Annotated in this window: 15 protein-coding genes; 13 read left to right on the plus strand and 2 right to left on the minus strand. The window is 59.0% G+C overall.

The features are described from left to right. Positions 1-116: 116 nt before the first annotated feature. Positions 117-1,508, minus strand: coding sequence for a heavy metal sensor histidine kinase (locus tag DARO_RS11640; protein ID WP_011287996.1), 1,392 nt, complete (start codon positions 1,506-1,508; stop codon positions 117-119). Further along, positions 1,505-2,182 carry a heavy metal response regulator transcription factor gene (locus DARO_RS11645; RefSeq protein ID WP_011287997.1) on the minus strand — a complete coding sequence of 226 codons (678 nt, stop codon included), beginning with the start codon at positions 2,180-2,182 and terminating at the stop codon, positions 1,505-1,507. The genes DARO_RS11640 and DARO_RS11645 overlap by 4 nt, the downstream gene beginning before the upstream one ends. Positions 2,183-2,332: 150 nt before the next feature. Between DARO_RS11645 and DARO_RS11650 the strand changes: the two genes are divergently transcribed. The 13 genes from DARO_RS11650 to flgB all read left to right on the plus strand — a co-directional run bounded on the left by DARO_RS11650 (position 2,333) and on the right by flgB (position 15,517). After that, positions 2,333-2,980: a c-type cytochrome gene (locus DARO_RS11650; RefSeq protein WP_011287998.1), complete on the plus strand. Its 648-nt coding sequence runs from the start codon at positions 2,333-2,335 to the stop codon at positions 2,978-2,980. Positions 2,981-3,078: 98 nt separating this feature from the next. Further along, the gene (locus tag DARO_RS11655) at positions 3,079-3,528 is read left to right on the plus strand and encodes a DUF411 domain-containing protein (RefSeq protein ID WP_011287999.1); all 450 of its coding nucleotides are present in this window, start codon (positions 3,079-3,081) and stop codon (positions 3,526-3,528) included. Positions 3,529-3,546: 18 nt separating this feature from the next. Beyond that, complete coding sequence (locus DARO_RS11660) at positions 3,547-3,885, plus strand: copper-binding protein (protein ID WP_011288000.1); 339 nt, start codon at positions 3,547-3,549, stop codon at positions 3,883-3,885. A gap of 53 nt (positions 3,886-3,938) precedes the next feature. Then, positions 3,939-5,213, plus strand: coding sequence for a TolC family protein (locus DARO_RS11665; protein WP_011288001.1), 1,275 nt, complete (start codon positions 3,939-3,941; stop codon positions 5,211-5,213). Beyond that, positions 5,210-6,850, plus strand: coding sequence for an efflux RND transporter periplasmic adaptor subunit (locus tag DARO_RS11670; protein ID WP_011288002.1), 1,641 nt, complete (start codon positions 5,210-5,212; stop codon positions 6,848-6,850). The genes DARO_RS11665 and DARO_RS11670 overlap by 4 nt, the downstream gene beginning before the upstream one ends. A gap of 23 nt (positions 6,851-6,873) precedes the next feature. Further along, a complete protein-coding gene (locus tag DARO_RS11675; protein WP_011288003.1) occupies positions 6,874-10,029 on the plus strand; it encodes an efflux RND transporter permease subunit in 3,156 nt (1,051 codons plus the stop codon). Positions 10,030-10,156: 127 nt separating this feature from the next. After that, positions 10,157-10,630, plus strand: a complete 474-nt coding sequence (locus DARO_RS11680) for a hypothetical protein (RefSeq protein ID WP_041224360.1) — start codon at positions 10,157-10,159, stop codon at positions 10,628-10,630. Positions 10,631-10,735: 105 nt separating this feature from the next. Then, a complete protein-coding gene (locus DARO_RS11685) occupies positions 10,736-13,054 on the plus strand; it encodes a heavy metal translocating P-type ATPase (protein WP_011288005.1) in 2,319 nt (772 codons plus the stop codon). Positions 13,055-13,122: 68 nt separating this feature from the next. Next, positions 13,123-13,527: a hemerythrin family protein gene (locus DARO_RS11690; RefSeq protein WP_198134028.1), complete on the plus strand. Its 405-nt coding sequence runs from the start codon at positions 13,123-13,125 to the stop codon at positions 13,525-13,527. Positions 13,528-13,683: 156 nt separating this feature from the next. After that, entirely contained in the window at positions 13,684-13,944 is a 261-nt protein-coding gene (locus DARO_RS11695; RefSeq protein WP_041224362.1) for a hypothetical protein, read from the plus strand. Positions 13,945-14,049: 105 nt separating this feature from the next. Next, the gene (locus DARO_RS11700; RefSeq protein ID WP_041224363.1) at positions 14,050-14,259 is read left to right on the plus strand and encodes a hypothetical protein; all 210 of its coding nucleotides are present in this window, start codon (positions 14,050-14,052) and stop codon (positions 14,257-14,259) included. Between the two features lie 208 nt (positions 14,260-14,467). After that, positions 14,468-14,758: a hypothetical protein gene (locus DARO_RS11705; protein WP_041224364.1), complete on the plus strand. Its 291-nt coding sequence runs from the start codon at positions 14,468-14,470 to the stop codon at positions 14,756-14,758. Between the two features lie 111 nt (positions 14,759-14,869). Beyond that, positions 14,870-15,517, plus strand: a complete 648-nt coding sequence (gene flgB, locus DARO_RS11710) for a flagellar basal body rod protein FlgB (protein WP_157037201.1) — start codon at positions 14,870-14,872, stop codon at positions 15,515-15,517. Positions 15,518-15,651 lie beyond the last annotated feature (134 nt).

The following is a 15,651-nucleotide window of genomic DNA, read 5'->3' on the forward strand; positions in this document are numbered from 1 at the left end:
TTGGTATGAGCATGGGTCTATGTGTGTCAGATTGAGCTATAGCTCAGACTGACACTGCTGTGCCAAGCTGAGTAATTCCCTGTCGACTGCCCGAACAGATCCTTATTGCTTAACAGTCAGGCCGGCAACCAAATCTCGAACGCCGTGATGCCGTTCTCCGAACGGACACGAACATCACCGCCATGGGCACTAGCGATGGAACGTGTGATGGCCAGCCCCAGACCCGCGCCTTCGCCAAATCGTTGCCGGGACGGATCAACCCGATAGAAGCGGTCAAACAGACGGGGCAGATGTTCCGGGGCGATGGTCTCGCCCGTATTTTCAACCGACACAACGATGCACGTGTTGTCAGCATCGGCCACGCAGACCGTGATCATTCCTTTTTCCGGTGTGTGGCGCACTGCGTTGGAAAGCAGATTGCCGACGGCCCGACGCAGCATCAGCCGATCCCCAAGCACGAGGCCGCCGCCCGAACAGGTCAGGTGAATGCCCTTCTCCTCGACCCAGGCCTCGTAAAACTCAGAAAGACTGGCGATCTCGACCGCCAGATCAACCGTTTCTCGATTGGGGACAATGAGATCGTTGTCTGACTTGGCTAAAAATAGCATGTCGGCAATGGTCCGCGACAGGCGCTCGAACTCTTCGGCGTTGGAGGCGAGCACGTCTTGGTATTCGTCAAGCGTCCGCGTCTTGGACAGCGTTACCTGGGTCTGTGTCAGCAGATTGCTCACGGGCGTGCGCAGTTCGTGGGCGAGATCGGAGGAGAAATCAGACAGCCTGCGGAAGGACTCTTCAAGGCGGGCCAGCATCTCATTGAGGGTTTGGGCGACTTCTGCCAGTTCGACGGGAATGGACTCCACCGCTAACCGCCGGTTAAGGCGGTTAGCGGTAATGCCAGCGGCTGAGCGGCTAATCTCACGAAGGGGCGCCAGACCACGGCGAGCCGCCACCCAGCCAAGAAATCCAGTGAGAAGTGCGGCAAATCCCACGACTGACCAAAGCGCCGCCTTGAATGAGTGCATGAAATGCTCGTGGTGGGTCATGTCGGTCGACGCCGCTACTACAACTGGCGCCATGCCCTGGATACCGGTGGGTGCCAGGGCGGCGATGCCACGATAGAGATGGTTTTCCGAATCGCTCCAGAGTGTCGGACGAAGAGGCAGCTTCCCGGCATCGGCAAGCAGTCCAGGTGGGAACGTCGATCCTTCCGTCGCATACAGGAGCTGACCGTCCACTTTCAAGATGCGCACCGCCAAACCGTGGTGTCCGACCAGCGAATCTTCCAGTTGTCCCGGCAGCGCTTCCAGTTCCTGGGGGGAGCGCACTTTCTCCAAAGCGTGGCGGAGCAATTCCATTTTTCCGCCGAGCAGTTCCATGTCCAGTTCTTCGAAATGCCCCTCGACGAGCGAGCCGATCAGCAGTCCCAGCATAAGAAGCACCGTGGTCGAGACCGATGCAAAAAGCATGGTCAGCCGAAAGGTGACGGATTTTTTCCCGATCAGATTCACTCGGCTGTCTCCAGCACATAGCCCATGCCTCGAACCGTCCGGATTAGTTTCGGCTCGAAACCGTCGTCCACCTTGGCCCGCAGCCGCCGGATGGCGACCTCGATGACGTTTGTATCGCTGTCGAAGTTCATGTCCCACACCTGGGAGGCAATCAGCGAGCGCGGCAGCACCTCGCCCTGACGCCGCAAAAGAACTTCCAGCAGCGCGAACTCTTTCGAGGTCAGGTCGATTTTCTTGCCGGATCGGGTAACCCGACGACGCATCAGGTCGAGTTCGAGGTCGGCCGCGTTCAGGAGATCGGATTCCTTTGCTTTGCCGCCGCGCCGAAGCAGGGTTCGGACACGGGCCAGCAGTTCAGAAAAGGCGAAAGGTTTCACCAGGTAGTCATCGGCCCCAAGTTCCAGCCCCTTGACTCGGTCCTCGACGTCATCGCGAGCCGTCAGAAAGAGCACCGGCATGTCCTTGCCGGCCCGGCGAATGCCTTGCAGCACTTGCCAGCCGTCGATGCCGGGCAGCATCACGTCGAGGACTGCCAGATCGTAGGCCTCGGTCAGCGCCAGGTGCAACCCGTCGAATCCGTCACGCGCCAGATCGACGATGAAGCCCGCTTCCATTAGCCCCTGCCGCAGGTAATCGCCGGTTTTCTGTTCGTCTTCCACGACCAGGATTTTCATGTTCACTCTCCCTTGCCACCAGATATCGATGCCATTCTGCGCCGGCACGGAGGGCTGGACTCGTAGATTACGGAAATGTAATACGCCAGTCAGTTTCCCGTTACCCGGCACGGCGGAAAATTGCGTTATTCACAATTCGGGAAACTTCCCATGAAAAAAATTCTGTTGGGTGCAGTGGGCACGCTAGGTCTCGGTGCCGCAGCGGCAGCCGCACTGATACAGATCGGCATTCTCGACTTCGCCGCCGATACCCCGCATAGCCCGGTCGTCCATCGCTTGATCGAATGGGCGCGGGAACAGTCCATCGCTCACCGGGCCACAGACATTGCGGTGCCGGCCGACCTTTCCAATACCAGCCGGATTCGTCGCGGCGCCGGCAATTACGACGCCATGTGCGCGGAGTGCCACCTGGCGCCCGGCATCGAGGACTCCGAAATCCGCAAGGGTCTCTATCCGACGCCGCCAAACCTTGCCAAACCCATCGCCGATTCCAACTCAACGGACGCCAGACGCTTCTGGATTGTAAAACACGGCGTCAAGGGCTCAGGCATGCCGGCCTGGTCGAAAGGCGGCATGGAGGATGAGGCAATCTGGGATCTGACAGCCTTCCTCAAAATCCTGCCCAGCCTTTCCCCGGAGGAATACCGCCGGCAGGTCGAGGCGAGCGATGGACATTCCCACGGTGGCATGGACGGGCATGAGACCGCGCAGAAAACGGAGCAGCCCCATGACCACGACCATGAGCACCATCACGACGTGAAACCACACGCCCACGAACACGGCGAGCACGCACATTGACCGACTTCGCAAGATTACTGAAATGTAATCCGCAGGTCAGCCTCCTGTAGGGATCGCCCCTTCAAACTGCCCCCATTCGAATCCACCGGGAAACCGCCATGAAACCACTACCGACACTCCGCACTCTTTCTTTGCTGCTGGCTCTGCTGGTCGCTACAGGCACGGCCTGGGCGCAATCCGCGACACAGGTGGAAGTGTTCAAAAGTCCCTACTGCGGCTGCTGCGAAAAGTGGATCGAACACATGCAAAAAAATGGATTTAAGGTGAATGCCCACAACGTAAACGACGTCCCGGCAGCACGCAAGAGCCTGGGTATGCCTGACCGTGTAGGTTCCTGTCATACCGCCAAAGTGGGCGGCTACCTGATTGAGGGCCACGTCCCGGCCGCCGACATCCAGCGCCTGTTGAAGGAAAAACCCAAAGCCGTCGGCCTCGCTGCCCCGGGCATGCCGCAGGGCTCCCCCGGCATGGAAACCGCCACGCCTGTTCCTTATGAAACGCTGCTCGTCCAAGCCGACGGCAGCACCACCGTCTTCGCCAAACACTGATCCCACAGGAGATTCATCATGAAATACCCGCTCACCCTCATCGCCGTCGCCACCTTTGCTGCTGGACTTGCCGCACCTGCCCTGGCCATCGACAAGATGGAGCATATGGATCACGGTGCCATGCACGCCACAACAACTAACGACACGGTGCTGACTGATGGTCTGATCAAGAAAGTAGACAAAAATGCCGGCAAGCTGACCGTCGCCCACGGACCGCTGCCCAACGGCATGCCGGGCATGACCATGGCTTTTCGTGTCAAGGATGCTATCTGGTTGGATAAAGTGAAGGAAGGCCAGAAAATCCGCTTTGCCATGGATGACAAGATGACCATCGTCCGGCTGGAAACGGCGCAATAATCTCATTCCCCGACTTCACCGGTCACCTCCGGAAATCTGCCCAGGAACCCTCCATGAAGCTCCCTGTAAGCTCCAGAAAACTTTTGTTCGCCGCGATTGCGGGAGCGTGGTGCTTTGCCGCACTGGCGCAGACGGCTTTGCCCGGTGCGGATGTGGAGGGGCTGCTGGCCATCGCTCGGGATAACAACCCGGAGTACGCCGGCATGCGCCTGGAGGCCGAGGCTGCCGCTCAGCGCATTGAGCCGGCCGGCGCACTTCCGGACCCCAAATTGCGCACCGAGTTGATGGACATCACCAAAGGCGGAGCGCAAAGTCCTAGCCTCTCACCAAGCCGGGTCGGCAGCACTCGCTACACGCTGATGCAGGACATCCCCTGGTTCGGCAAGCGCGATCTTAAACGCGAGATTGCAGAACTGGAGGCTGAGAGTGCCCGTGGGCGGGCTATGGGAACTTGGGCCGATGTCTCGGCCAGAATCAAGACGACCTACGCCCAACAGTATTTCCTGGCGCGGAACGAGCGCCTGACCCGAGAAATCCTAGATTTGATCTCCCGTCTGGAAAAAATCGCCCAGGCCCGCTATGCAGGTGGTTTGGCTGCCCAGCAGGACGTGATTCGGGCGCAGGTTGAGCAGACCTCGATGCGAAACGAGTTAATCGCGCTGGAGACCGAGCGCCACCACATGCATACGCGCATGAACGCGCTGCTGGCCCGACCCGCCAACGCACCGTTATCTGAGCCGGAGAAGCTGCGGCCGATTCCTGCGCTGGCGAAACTGGACTACGTCACGCTGGAGGATCGGGCGCGAGCCCGCAATCCCCTATTGTCCGCCGATGAGTCGCGCCTCAAGAGTGCCGAGAAAAATCGTGAATTGGCCTACAAAAACCGCTACCCGGACTTCACCTTCGGCGTTGTTCCCAACCAGATGCAGAACTCGGTCAAACAGTGGGATCTGATGGTCGAGATGAACATCCCCTTGCAGCAGGGCACACGCCGCGCCCAGGAACGCGAATCAGAAGCTATGCTCGCGGCCGCTCGCTCGCGTCGCGAAGCGACCTCCAATCAGGTGCTCTCCGACCTTTCAGAAAACATTGCCGGTCTTGACGCAGCCCGCCGAACCGAAGCACTGGCCTCGGAAAGCCTGTTGCCCCAGTCGGAACTGACCTTCAAGTCGGCGCTGGCCGGTTACGAAAATGGCAAGGTGGATTTCGCCACGCTGCTCGATGCCCAGCGGCAGATTCGCCAGGCCAAACAAAACCAGATCAAGGCGCAGGCTGAAGGCCAGGCACGCCTTGCAGAAATTGAACGAATCCTCGGAGAAGACCTATGACCGGAGCGAATCCCTCTGGGATGAAACAGGGCGTGTTGGCAGTAGCAATCGTCGCGATTTTGGCTGGCGCTGGCGGCTACTGGGCCGGGCACAAATCGACCGGCCAGACGGATGCCATGGCGCAGCCAGCAGCCACCTCCGGAGCGCCGGCCAAAAAGGAGCGCAAACTGCGTTTCTACCGTAACCCGATGGGTTTGCCCGACACCTCCCCAGTCCCGAAGAAAGACCCGATGGGCATGGACTACATCCCGGTCTACGAGGGTGAAGAGGACGAGGAACCCGGCGCTGCAAACCAGATCAGTATCAGCACAGAGAAAGTGCAAAAACTTGGCGTCAAGACGGAGGCGGCCAGTCTGCGGGCGCTGGACAAGATTGTCCGCGCCGCCGGCCGCATTGAACCTGACGAGCGCCGCACCTACACGATTGCTCCCAAGTTCGAAGGCTATGTCGAGCGTTTGCTCGTCAATGCAACCGGACAGCCGGTGGGCAAGGGGCAGCCATTGTTTGAGGTCTACAGCCCGGAACTGGTCTCGGCCCAGCGTGAATATGCCATCGCAGCCGATGGCGTGCGGTCTCTCAACGCGGCCGGCGGCGAGGCGCAGTCTGGCATGAAGCAATTGGCTGATTCGAGCCTGGCCCGTCTCAAGAACTGGGATATATCCGAAGAGCAGGTCAAAGCCTTGGCTAAATCCGGTGAGACCAAACGCACGCTGACTTTCCGCTCACCGGTGAATGGCATCGTCACCGAGAAGAAAGCCATTCAGGGCATGCGCTTCATGCCGGGCGAAGCGCTCTACCAGATCGCCGACCTGTCCGCCGTCTGGGTGGTCGCCGAAGTTTTCGAGCAGGACATCGGACTGGTGAAGTCCGGTGCCAAGGCCAAGGTCAAAATCAGCGCCTATCCCGATAAGACCTTCGAAGGTGCCGTCACCTACGTCTATCCGACTTTGACGGCGGCCACCCGAACCGTGCCGGTTCGGGTCGAACTCGCCAATCCTGGCGCCTTGCTCAAACCCGGCATGTTTGCTCAGGTAGAACTGCCGGTCTCGGCCAAGGGCTCTGTGGTCACCGTACCGGTCTCCGCCGTTATCGACAGCGGCACCCGACAGATCGTCCTCGTCCAGGCCAAGGAAGGACGTTATGAGCCGCGTGAAGTCAAACTCGGGGCGCGTAGCGACAACTATGTGGAGGTGTTGGACGGCGTAAAGAACGGCGAACCCGTCGTGGTCGCCGCCAATTTCCTGATCGACGCCGAGAGCAACCTGAAGGCGGCGGTCGGCGGTTTTGGACACGCAGCCCACGGTGGCAAAACGCCGCCGACCGAAGGCGCCGCGAAACCCGCTTCAGCAGGCGCGGGACATCATGCAGAGGGCAAGGTCGAGGAAATCGACACCAAGACAGGGGCGGTGAGCATCAGCCACGGCCCGGTGGACAGCCTCAAATGGCCAGCCATGACCATGGAGTTCAAGGCTGCCAACGAGTCGCTACTACAAACGCTGAAGCCTGGCGCCAAGGTCGCCTTCGAGTTTGTCGAGCGTCAGCCTGGCGAATGGGTCATCACAGCGGCCACGCTGCTAGCGCCCAACACAGGGGCTAGCGCACCAGCCTCCGCTGCCAGCCCTCACGCCGGTCACTGACAGACAGCAACGGAGATTCGACCATGCTGGCCAACATCATTGAATGGTCGGGCAGAAACCGCTTCCTGGTCCTGCTCGCCACCCTGTTCATCACCATCGGTGGCATCTATGCCGTTCTGCGCACACCGATTGATGCCTTGCCCGACCTGTCGGACGTGCAGGTCATCGTTTATACCGAGTATCCCGGCCAGGCGCCGCAGGTGGTCGAAGATCAGGTGACCTATCCGCTCACTACCGCCATGTTGTCGGTGCCGAACTCGAAAGTGGTTCGGGGCTTTTCCTTCTTCGGCGCATCTTTCGTCTATATCATTTTCGAAGATGGAACCGACATCTACTGGGCGCGCTCACGGGTACTCGAATACCTGAATTTTGCATCAAGCCGGATGCCCAAGGGCGTCACACCCTCGCTTGGGCCGGATGCGACCGGTGTCGGCTGGGTCTACCAGTACGCGCTGCTCGCCAAGGACAAGACGCTGGCCGAACTGCGCACCATCCAGGACTGGTACGTCCGTTATCAGCTCTCCAAGGCACACGGTGTTGCCGAAGTGGCATCCATCGGCGGCTTCGTGCAGACCTATCAAGTCACCGTCGATCCGGTAAAACTGCGCGCCTACAACATCCCCTTGATGAAGGTGGCGCAGGTCATCCGCGATTCGAACCGGGATGTCGGTGGACGTGTCGTCGAAATGGCTGAAACCGAGTACATGGTGCGCGGCAAGGGCTACCTGCGCGGCAAAGACGATCTCGACATGCTGGTCGTCAAGAGCGACAAGGGAACGCCGGTCCTGATCCGCGACATCGCCCGCGTCGAGCTCGCGCCGGATGAGCGTCGCGGCCTGACCGAGCTAAACGGTGAAGGCGAAGTGGTCTCGGGGATCGCCATGGCCCGCTATGGCCAGAACGCCTTGGAAGTCATCCATAACCTGAAGGCTAAGATCGCCGAAATTGGTCCAGGCCTGCCGGCAGGCGTGACGATCGAGGCGGTCTATGACCGCTCCGAACTGATCCACCGCGCCATCGATACACTCAAGCGAACACTGCTTGAAGAATCGATCATCGTCGCGCTGGTCTGCTTCGTTTTCCTGCTGCATGCGCGCAGTGCCCTGGTCGCCATCCTGATGCTGCCGGTCGGCATACTCATCTCTTTCATCGCCATGCGCCTGCTCGGCATGACCTCCAATCTGATGAGCCTGGGTGGCATCGCCATCGCCATCGGCGCCATGATCGACGCCGCCATCGTCATGATCGAGAACGCGCACAAGCATCTGGAGCGCCTGCCCGAGGAGCATTCAAACGGTGATCGCGTCGATGCCATGCTTGCAGCGTGCAAGGAGGTCGGACCGGCGCTGTTCTTCTCGCTGCTCATCATCACCGTTTCCTTCCTGCCGGTGTTCAGCCTGGAAGGTCAGGAGGGCCGGCTCTTCTCGCCCCTGGCCTATACCAAGACCTTCTCGATGGCCGGTGCGGCACTGCTGTCCGTAACCTTGGTGCCCGTACTGATGCTGCTGTTCATTCGCGGCAAGATCATGCCAGAAGCAAAAAACCCGGTGAACCGCTTCCTGATCTGGATCTATCGACCGATCATCGCTGGGGTGATGCGCTGGAAGAAAGTGACCATCGTTGCGGCCTTGCTGACCCTGGTTATCTCGATCTACCCGGCCTCCCAACTCGGTTCCGAGTTCATGCCGACGCTCAACGAAGGAACGCTGCTGTATATGCCCGCTTCACTGCCGGGGATGTCGATTACCAAGGCAGCCGAATTGATGCAGACGCAAAACAAGATCATCAAGAGCTTTCCCGAGGTCAGTTCGGTCTATGGCAAGGCTGGACGCGCCAACACGGCGACTGACCCGGCGCCGACCGAGATGTTCGAGACGGTGATCAACCTCAAGCCGGAAGCCGAATGGCGCGCCGGCATGACGACCGACAAACTGATCGCCGAACTCGACAAAGCCCTGCAATTCCCCGGGGTGGCCAATGCCTGGACGATGCCGATCAAGGCACGTATCGACATGCTGTCCACCGGCATCCGCACGCCGATCGGCATCAAGGTCTTCGGCAAGGATCTCGGCGAAATGGAAGTTCTGGCCAAGCAGATCGAGGCTGTGGTCAAGGCAGTTCCCGGAACCACCAGTGCCTTCGCCGAACGTATCACTGGCGGCTTCTATCTCAACATCGAACCGGACCGCGAGCAGTTGGCGCGCTATGGTCTGGCCATCGGCGACCTGCAGGACGTGATCGGCACGGCGCTCGGTGGCGAGATGGTGACGACCACCGTCGAGGGACGCGAACGTTTCGGTGTCACTATCCGCTATCCGCGGGAACTGCGCGCCGACCCGCAGCAGATTGCCCGCGAAGTGCTGATCCCGACCATGGACGGCGCCATGGTTCCCCTCGGGCAACTCGCCAAAGTGGTCGTCGCCAAGGGCGCGCCGTCGATACGCACGGAAAATGCGCTGCTCTCCGCCTACATTTACGTCGACATCCGCGACCGCGATATCGGCGGTTACGTCGCCGACGCGAAGAAAGCGGTCGCTGAACAGGTCAAGTTCCCAGCCGGCTACTACGTCACATGGAGCGGCCAGTTTGAATACATGGAGCGCGCCATTGAGAAGATGAAGATCGTCATCCCGGTCACCCTGCTGTCCATCTTCCTTCTGCTCTATCTTAACTTCAGGCGTATTACCGAGACGCTGATTGTCATGCTCTCGGTGCCTTTCGCTCTGGTTGGCGGCATCTGGCTGATGTGGCTGCTCGGCTACAACCTTTCGGTGGCGGTAGCCGTGGGCTTTATCGCACTCGCTGGGGTGGCGGCCGAGACAGGGGTGATCATGCTGATCTACCTCGATCATGCTTGGGAAACGGTCAAGACGAAGTGCCGCGCCGAAGGCCGCGAACCGGGCGTAGCCGATCTTTACGAGGCGGTGATGGAAGGTGCAGTCGAGCGCGTACGGCCGAAGATGATGACGGTGGTGGCGATCATGGCCGGCCTCCTGCCCATCATGTGGGGAACGGGCACAGGCTCCGAAGTGATGAGCCGCATCGCCGCGCCGATGGTCGGCGGCATGATCTCCTCGACCGTGCTGACGCTGGCAGTCATCCCGGCGATCTATGCGCTGGTCAAACAGTGGCGTCTGCAACGCGGCCAGGAAGGTTTGCCCAATGGGGAAAATGCATAGGCCGAATGTTGGGTAGCACACTGACCAGCGGAGCGCTGCCAATCAAACTGCGACAGGCGACTTTAGTTCGAGTTCCGCGTGTCCTTTGCTTGGGGACAGGTAAATGAGCATAACAAGGAGAGACACCATGAAACACCTGACTTTTGCCGTGGCTGCGATCACTGCCTCACTCGCTTTGGGTTCGCCTGCTTTTGCCAACGACGAGCATCACCCGGAAAAGGCCGCTGCAGCTGAGCAATCGGATGGGCAATCGGCCCAGACGATTAAGGGAATGCAAGACAACGTCAAGAAAATGCGCGCCCAACTTGACCGTATTGCCAAGGCCAAGACCGAAGGGGAAAAACAGAAAGCCTTGGCTGAGCACATGCACACCATGAAGAGCAGCATGATGATGGCGCACAGCTTGGAATCCGGTATGGAAATGGACTGCCCGATGATGGGGAAAGGGATGAGTATGGGCAAACTGGGAGACAGCGCCTCTCCGGGTGTTCCTTCCAGCGATCCGGCAGATCGCATGCAGCAGATGGAGAAGCGCATGGACATGATGGAACAGATGATGAAACGTCAGGATGGCAGCGCCACTCAAATGCCGGTGAAATAACGGCGAGCAGCCGGGCAGGCGCGGGAATCGACTTCCGTTACCGAGCGATAACGGCAGCGATGCTACTCGACCGGACCTCATTTCTTAATCCAAGGTGCCAAACCGATGCCAGAAGTCGTCATGAACCACGAACATTCTTCCCGGAGCGATACGCCAGACATGGTTGATCGAGATCCGGTATGCGGCATGACCGTCAAACCGGAATCCCCCCACGCGACTGACCTGGGCGGTATCCACTACCGTTTTTGCAGCGCCAAATGCAAAACGAAGTTTGATGCGGAACCGGCGCGTTACCTTGCCCCGAAGCAGGAGGAGAGTACCGTCCCCGGCGCCGAATACACCTGCCCGATGCACCCCGAGATTCGGCAGATCGGCCCCGGCACCTGTCCCAAGTGCGGCATGGCCCTTGAACCGATATTGCCCGATTTTGAAAAGGACGATGACAATACCGAGTATCTGGATTTTCGCCGACGCTTCTGGTTCAGTCTGCCGCTGACCATCGTGGTTTTTGTTTTAGCTATGGCCGGGCATCTGCTTGAAGTGTTGTCGCCACTCATTCGGACCTGGGCCGAACTGTTGTTCAGTCTCCCGGTCGTGCTTTGGGCCGGAGCGCCTTTCTTCGTTCGCGGTTGGCAGTCCATCATCCAGCGCAGCCCAAACATGTGGACCCTGATCAGCCTCGGGACAGGCGCGGCATTCGCTTACAGCATGGTGGCAGCGCTGGCGCCTGGCCTGTTTCCCGTTTCATTCGTCGCCCACGGCCGCATCGGGGTCTATTTCGAGGCCGCGGCCGTCATCATTTCCCTGACCCTTCTTGGGCAGATGCTCGAACTAAGAGCGCGCTCGCAGACCTCGGCTGCCATCAAGTCGCTGCTCGGTCTCGCCCCGAAGACTGCCCGCCGTATCAACCCCGACAAAACCGAAGAAGATGTTCCTCTGTCGAACGTACATGTCGGCGATACCCTGCGTGTTCGGCCGGGCGAGAAGGTGCCGGTGGACGGCGAGGTACTGGAAGGCTCCAGCGCCATTGACGAAGCGATGCTGACCGGCGAACCGCTGCCGGTGACGAAACGCCCTGGCGACAAGGTAATCGGCGCCACCATGAACACCTCCGGCAGTCTGGTGATCCGCTCCGAAAAGGTGGGTTCCCAGACCATGCTCGCCCAGATCGTCCAGATGGTCGCCCAAGCCCAGCGTTCCAAGGCGCCGATGCAGCGCCTGGCCGATGTCGTGGCCGGCTATTTCGTGATGGTGGTGTTCGCCATCGCGCTGATCAGTTTCTTCGCATGGGGATTTTTCGGTGGTGAGCAGGGTTGGGTTTTCGGCCTGATCAATGGCGTCTCAGTGCTAATCATCGCTTGCCCTTGCGCCCTAGGGTTGGCTACGCCGATGTCCATCATGGTTGCCACCGGCAAGGCGGCGACGCAGGGCATTCTGTTCCGGGACGCGGCGGCCATCGAGCGGCTGCGCGATGTCGATACGTTGATCGTGGACAAGACAGGCACGCTGACCGAAGGGCACCCATCCTTCGAGCGCGCCGTGGCGGTGCCGGGCACCGCGGAGGACGAGGTACTTCGCCTTGCCGCCAGTCTCGACCAGGGCAGCGAGCATCCTTTGGCCGATGCCATCGTCCGCGCCGCACGGGAACGTGGGCTGGTCCTGGAAAAAGCTGAACAGTTCGAATCGGAGACCGGCATCGGCGTGCGCGGGACGGTCGGCGGTAAGCGACTGGCTCTTGGTAATGGTGCGCTGATGGCCCAGGATGGAGTTGATGTCGGCGCTCTCGCCAAGGATGCCGAAAGCCTGCGGCAAAATGGCGCCAGCGTCATGCACCTGGCGGCCGACGGCCACATTCTCGGCCTGCTGATCGTCTCCGACCCGATCAAGGCAAGCACCCAGGAGGCGCTGACAGTCCTGCGCCAGGCCGGGTTGCGTATCGTGATGGCGACGGGTGACGGCCTGACCACCGCCAAAGCCGTCGGTGCCAAGTTGGGCATTGATGAAGTGTATGGCGAGGTCAAACCAGCGGACAAACTTGCGCTGGTGGAGCGTCTGCAGGGTGAGGGACGCGTCGTCGCCATGGCCGGCGACGGCATCAACGATGCCCCGGCACTGGCCAAGGCCGACGTCGGTATCGCCATGGGGACGGGCACCGATGTCGCCATGAACAGCGCCCAACTCACACTGGTCAAGGGCGATCTGCGCGGTATCGCCCGGGCACGCCTGCTGTCCGCCGCGACGGTCGGCAACATGCGCCAGAACCTGGCCTTCGCCTTCATCTACAACGCCCTCGGCGTGCCGATCGCCGCCGGCATACTTTATCCGACCTTCGGGCTGGTGCTGTCCCCCATGATTGCTGCCGCTGCCATGAGCCTGTCGTCTCTGAGCGTAGTCGGTAATGCCTTGCGCCTGCGCGGTACTTAAAGCTTTTGGATTGGATTGCACTTAAATCCTTAAAATACGGCCCCTTTATGTCCTCACGACTGCCCAGCATGATCACAGAATACCAATGGCGCGAGAGCTACAGCGTTGGGAACGTCATAATTGACCAGCAGCATAAAAGGATGCTGATGTTATGTGCAGAGTCCGAGAAATGCTTGGAGAGTGCAGGTCTCGAAAGTCGCGAAAAGTTTCACAACCTGCTCCACGAAATGGCTGTCTGTACCAGAGAGCATTTTGCGAAGGAAGAGGCGTTGCTGCTCGCACGAAACTACCCGATGCTGGTCGAGCACGCTGAAGAGCATGAACGCTTCCAAGTCGCACTAGCCGATTTCCTGTTCTCCGCAATGCAAGGCGAGCTGGACAAGATCGGCGTCTTTCGTTTCCTCTCTGAATGGTGGGTTCGCCATATCCTTGTATCCGATTTGGATTGCAGGTCGTATCTGGAGGTAAGTTAATTTCGTCAGGATGTGAGGCGGACTGAACCCGGGAAACTCCTGACGAGAATGTAATCAGCGAGACATCCGAGCGACAGCTGCAAGAGCGCAGACTTCATGGTGTCGGGAAAGCAAGATCAACCCGGACATTTCCAGACACTATTTTGGAGAACCATCATGAACCTGCAATCCGTACTTTCAGCCGCTCTGTTCGCGACCGTCACTACGCTGTCCTTGGGTGTCCAGGCTGCCGATGCCGACAAAGCGCCTCCTGCCGCTGAAATGAAGGCTGACACGGGCGACATCGCCAACAAGCCGCATTCGCATGTCCAGGAAAAAACGGGAATTCCACAAACTGCACCTGCTGCGGTTCCCGCCGGAAAGAAAAGCGCCTATCAGGACATGACCAAGCACTTCCATCCCAGGGATATGAAGTAACGGCCACTACGGCCAATTGCTTGCCGCACCGTCATTCAGCGGTCGAAAACACGCCCGTTTCGCTGACATCTCATGGCAATCGGGCCAAAGCCCAAGGAGATTCTGATGTCGATCGACGCCATAAGCCGAACCCCCTATGCCAGCGCTACGCGCCAGCCTGTCGAGAGTCGTTTAGCCCAAGAGGTAAAACAGACTGACCGCCAGGAAACCAAGACACATGAAATATCGCAGCGCAAAGCGGAGGAAGCACCGCTACAGCCGGTCGTAAATGCCCAAGGCCAAGCCACCGGGGCTTTGATTAACGTCTTCGCGTGAATCAAGCACGTAACGAGCAGGAAGACGATGTAGCGGGAATGTCGCGAAAACGTCCGGGCGACTGTTGGCCACAGCGTTTTCTGCGATTCCCATTCCATGCCGTAGCTGACATTGGCATGACCGAATTGTAACCACGGGGTTATGTGTGAGTCAGCCTCGCAGTCACATACTGGAGTTGCTGAAAAACCCTCGATGAAGGAAGAAAAACATGCTGGAAGCTGCTGACCATTTGAAAAACCAGTGTCAATCACAACTTGAACTGTCCTTGAATCTTTGCAATTCCTGGTTGGAATGCTGCCAGCGTCTGTCGGAAATCAATGGGCAGTCAGCGCGAGCGTTTCTGGCACATGGAAAAACCGATGGCGAGCCCTGGACGCGAGATGGTGGTACGGATCTCATCTTGGGATCGAGTCGGATCGTTATGGACTATTGGTCCTCTATGCTTGCCTGCGGCACTGATTTTCAGCGGAAGATACTGACCGGGTTGGCGAAGAGATGACGGCTCCTGCGGCAAGGGGTTCTCTTGTACCTTGCCGCGAAGTAAGCGTTTGGCACGACCGAATGGGATACGCGAGGCGAGGTCACGGGCATCTGTGAATAAACCGACCCCATGCCACCGATCAATGCCATCGCCAATTCTCTTCCTCAGCCGACTGCCGACGGTGGCCATGCCAATCATGGCGCACCAGCGGGAACTTCATTTGCAGAAACGCTTTCTCAAGCAATAGGCCAGCCGACCGTCGTATCGCCTCATGGCAATCATGGCGGCGCTTCAAGTAATGGACAGCATGGCGGCATGACAACACCGGGCGGTGATACGCACCCTCAACATGTTCCCCTGAACAGCCAGGGACATGGTGGAAAGACTCATAGTGTTCAGGAAGTGGCCCTCGGGGTGCGCGCCTACCGTCAGCAGTTGATTGCCTCCAATATCGCCAACGCCGATACCCCGGGCTACAAGGCCGTGGACATCGATTTTGAGGAAGCCATGCGAATCGCTCAATCGGCATCTCCAATACCTCCGACCATGTTGGCGACAACCAGCATCGGCCACATTTCTGGGGAGGCCGTTTCTGCCCAGCCGCCTTATCCCCTCAAATACCAAGTGCCAAGCCAGGATAGCGCGGACGGAAATACGGTTGAAATGGATGTAGAGCGAACCAAGTTTTCCGAAAACTCAATCATGTACCAATTCTCTGTCGATCGGGTCAGCGGACATTTCAAGATGCTGATGGAGCTGTACCAGTCTTTGAAATGAACGATAAGACCAAGAGTCCGCGCCGTACTTGAAGAGACAGCATTCCTTACGAAAACGTAATCAGCAAGTCATGCAAGTGACGGTTAAAAAAGTGCAAACTTCACAGCGTCAGGAGAGCAAGGGCGATCCAGACA

This window comes from Dechloromonas aromatica RCB (genome assembly GCF_000012425.1).

What these genes read in the sequence shown, in the direction of transcription:
- DARO_RS11665 (WP_011288001.1), top strand. Translation starts at nt 3,939, where the DNA reads ATGAAGCTCCCTGTAAGCTCCAGAAAACTTTTGTTCGCCGCGATTGCG.
- DARO_RS11645 (WP_011287997.1), bottom strand. Translation starts at nt 2,182, where the DNA reads ATGAAAATCCTGGTCGTGGAAGACGAACAGAAAACCGGCGATTACCTG.
- DARO_RS11675 (WP_011288003.1), top strand. Translation starts at nt 6,874, where the DNA reads ATGCTGGCCAACATCATTGAATGGTCGGGCAGAAACCGCTTCCTGGTC.
- DARO_RS11650 (WP_011287998.1), top strand. Translation starts at nt 2,333, where the DNA reads ATGAAAAAAATTCTGTTGGGTGCAGTGGGCACGCTAGGTCTCGGTGCC.
- flgB (WP_157037201.1), top strand. Translation starts at nt 14,870, where the DNA reads ATGCCACCGATCAATGCCATCGCCAATTCTCTTCCTCAGCCGACTGCC.
- DARO_RS11685 (WP_011288005.1), top strand. Translation starts at nt 10,736, where the DNA reads ATGCCAGAAGTCGTCATGAACCACGAACATTCTTCCCGGAGCGATACG.
- DARO_RS11655 (WP_011287999.1), top strand. Translation starts at nt 3,079, where the DNA reads ATGAAACCACTACCGACACTCCGCACTCTTTCTTTGCTGCTGGCTCTG.
- DARO_RS11700 (WP_041224363.1), top strand. Translation starts at nt 14,050, where the DNA reads ATGTCGATCGACGCCATAAGCCGAACCCCCTATGCCAGCGCTACGCGC.
- DARO_RS11695 (WP_041224362.1), top strand. Translation starts at nt 13,684, where the DNA reads ATGAACCTGCAATCCGTACTTTCAGCCGCTCTGTTCGCGACCGTCACT.
- DARO_RS11705 (WP_041224364.1), top strand. Translation starts at nt 14,468, where the DNA reads ATGCTGGAAGCTGCTGACCATTTGAAAAACCAGTGTCAATCACAACTT.
- DARO_RS11660 (WP_011288000.1), top strand. Translation starts at nt 3,547, where the DNA reads ATGAAATACCCGCTCACCCTCATCGCCGTCGCCACCTTTGCTGCTGGA.
- DARO_RS11670 (WP_011288002.1), top strand. Translation starts at nt 5,210, where the DNA reads ATGACCGGAGCGAATCCCTCTGGGATGAAACAGGGCGTGTTGGCAGTA.
- DARO_RS11680 (WP_041224360.1), top strand. Translation starts at nt 10,157, where the DNA reads ATGAAACACCTGACTTTTGCCGTGGCTGCGATCACTGCCTCACTCGCT.
- DARO_RS11690 (WP_198134028.1), top strand. Translation starts at nt 13,123, where the DNA reads ATGATCACAGAATACCAATGGCGCGAGAGCTACAGCGTTGGGAACGTC.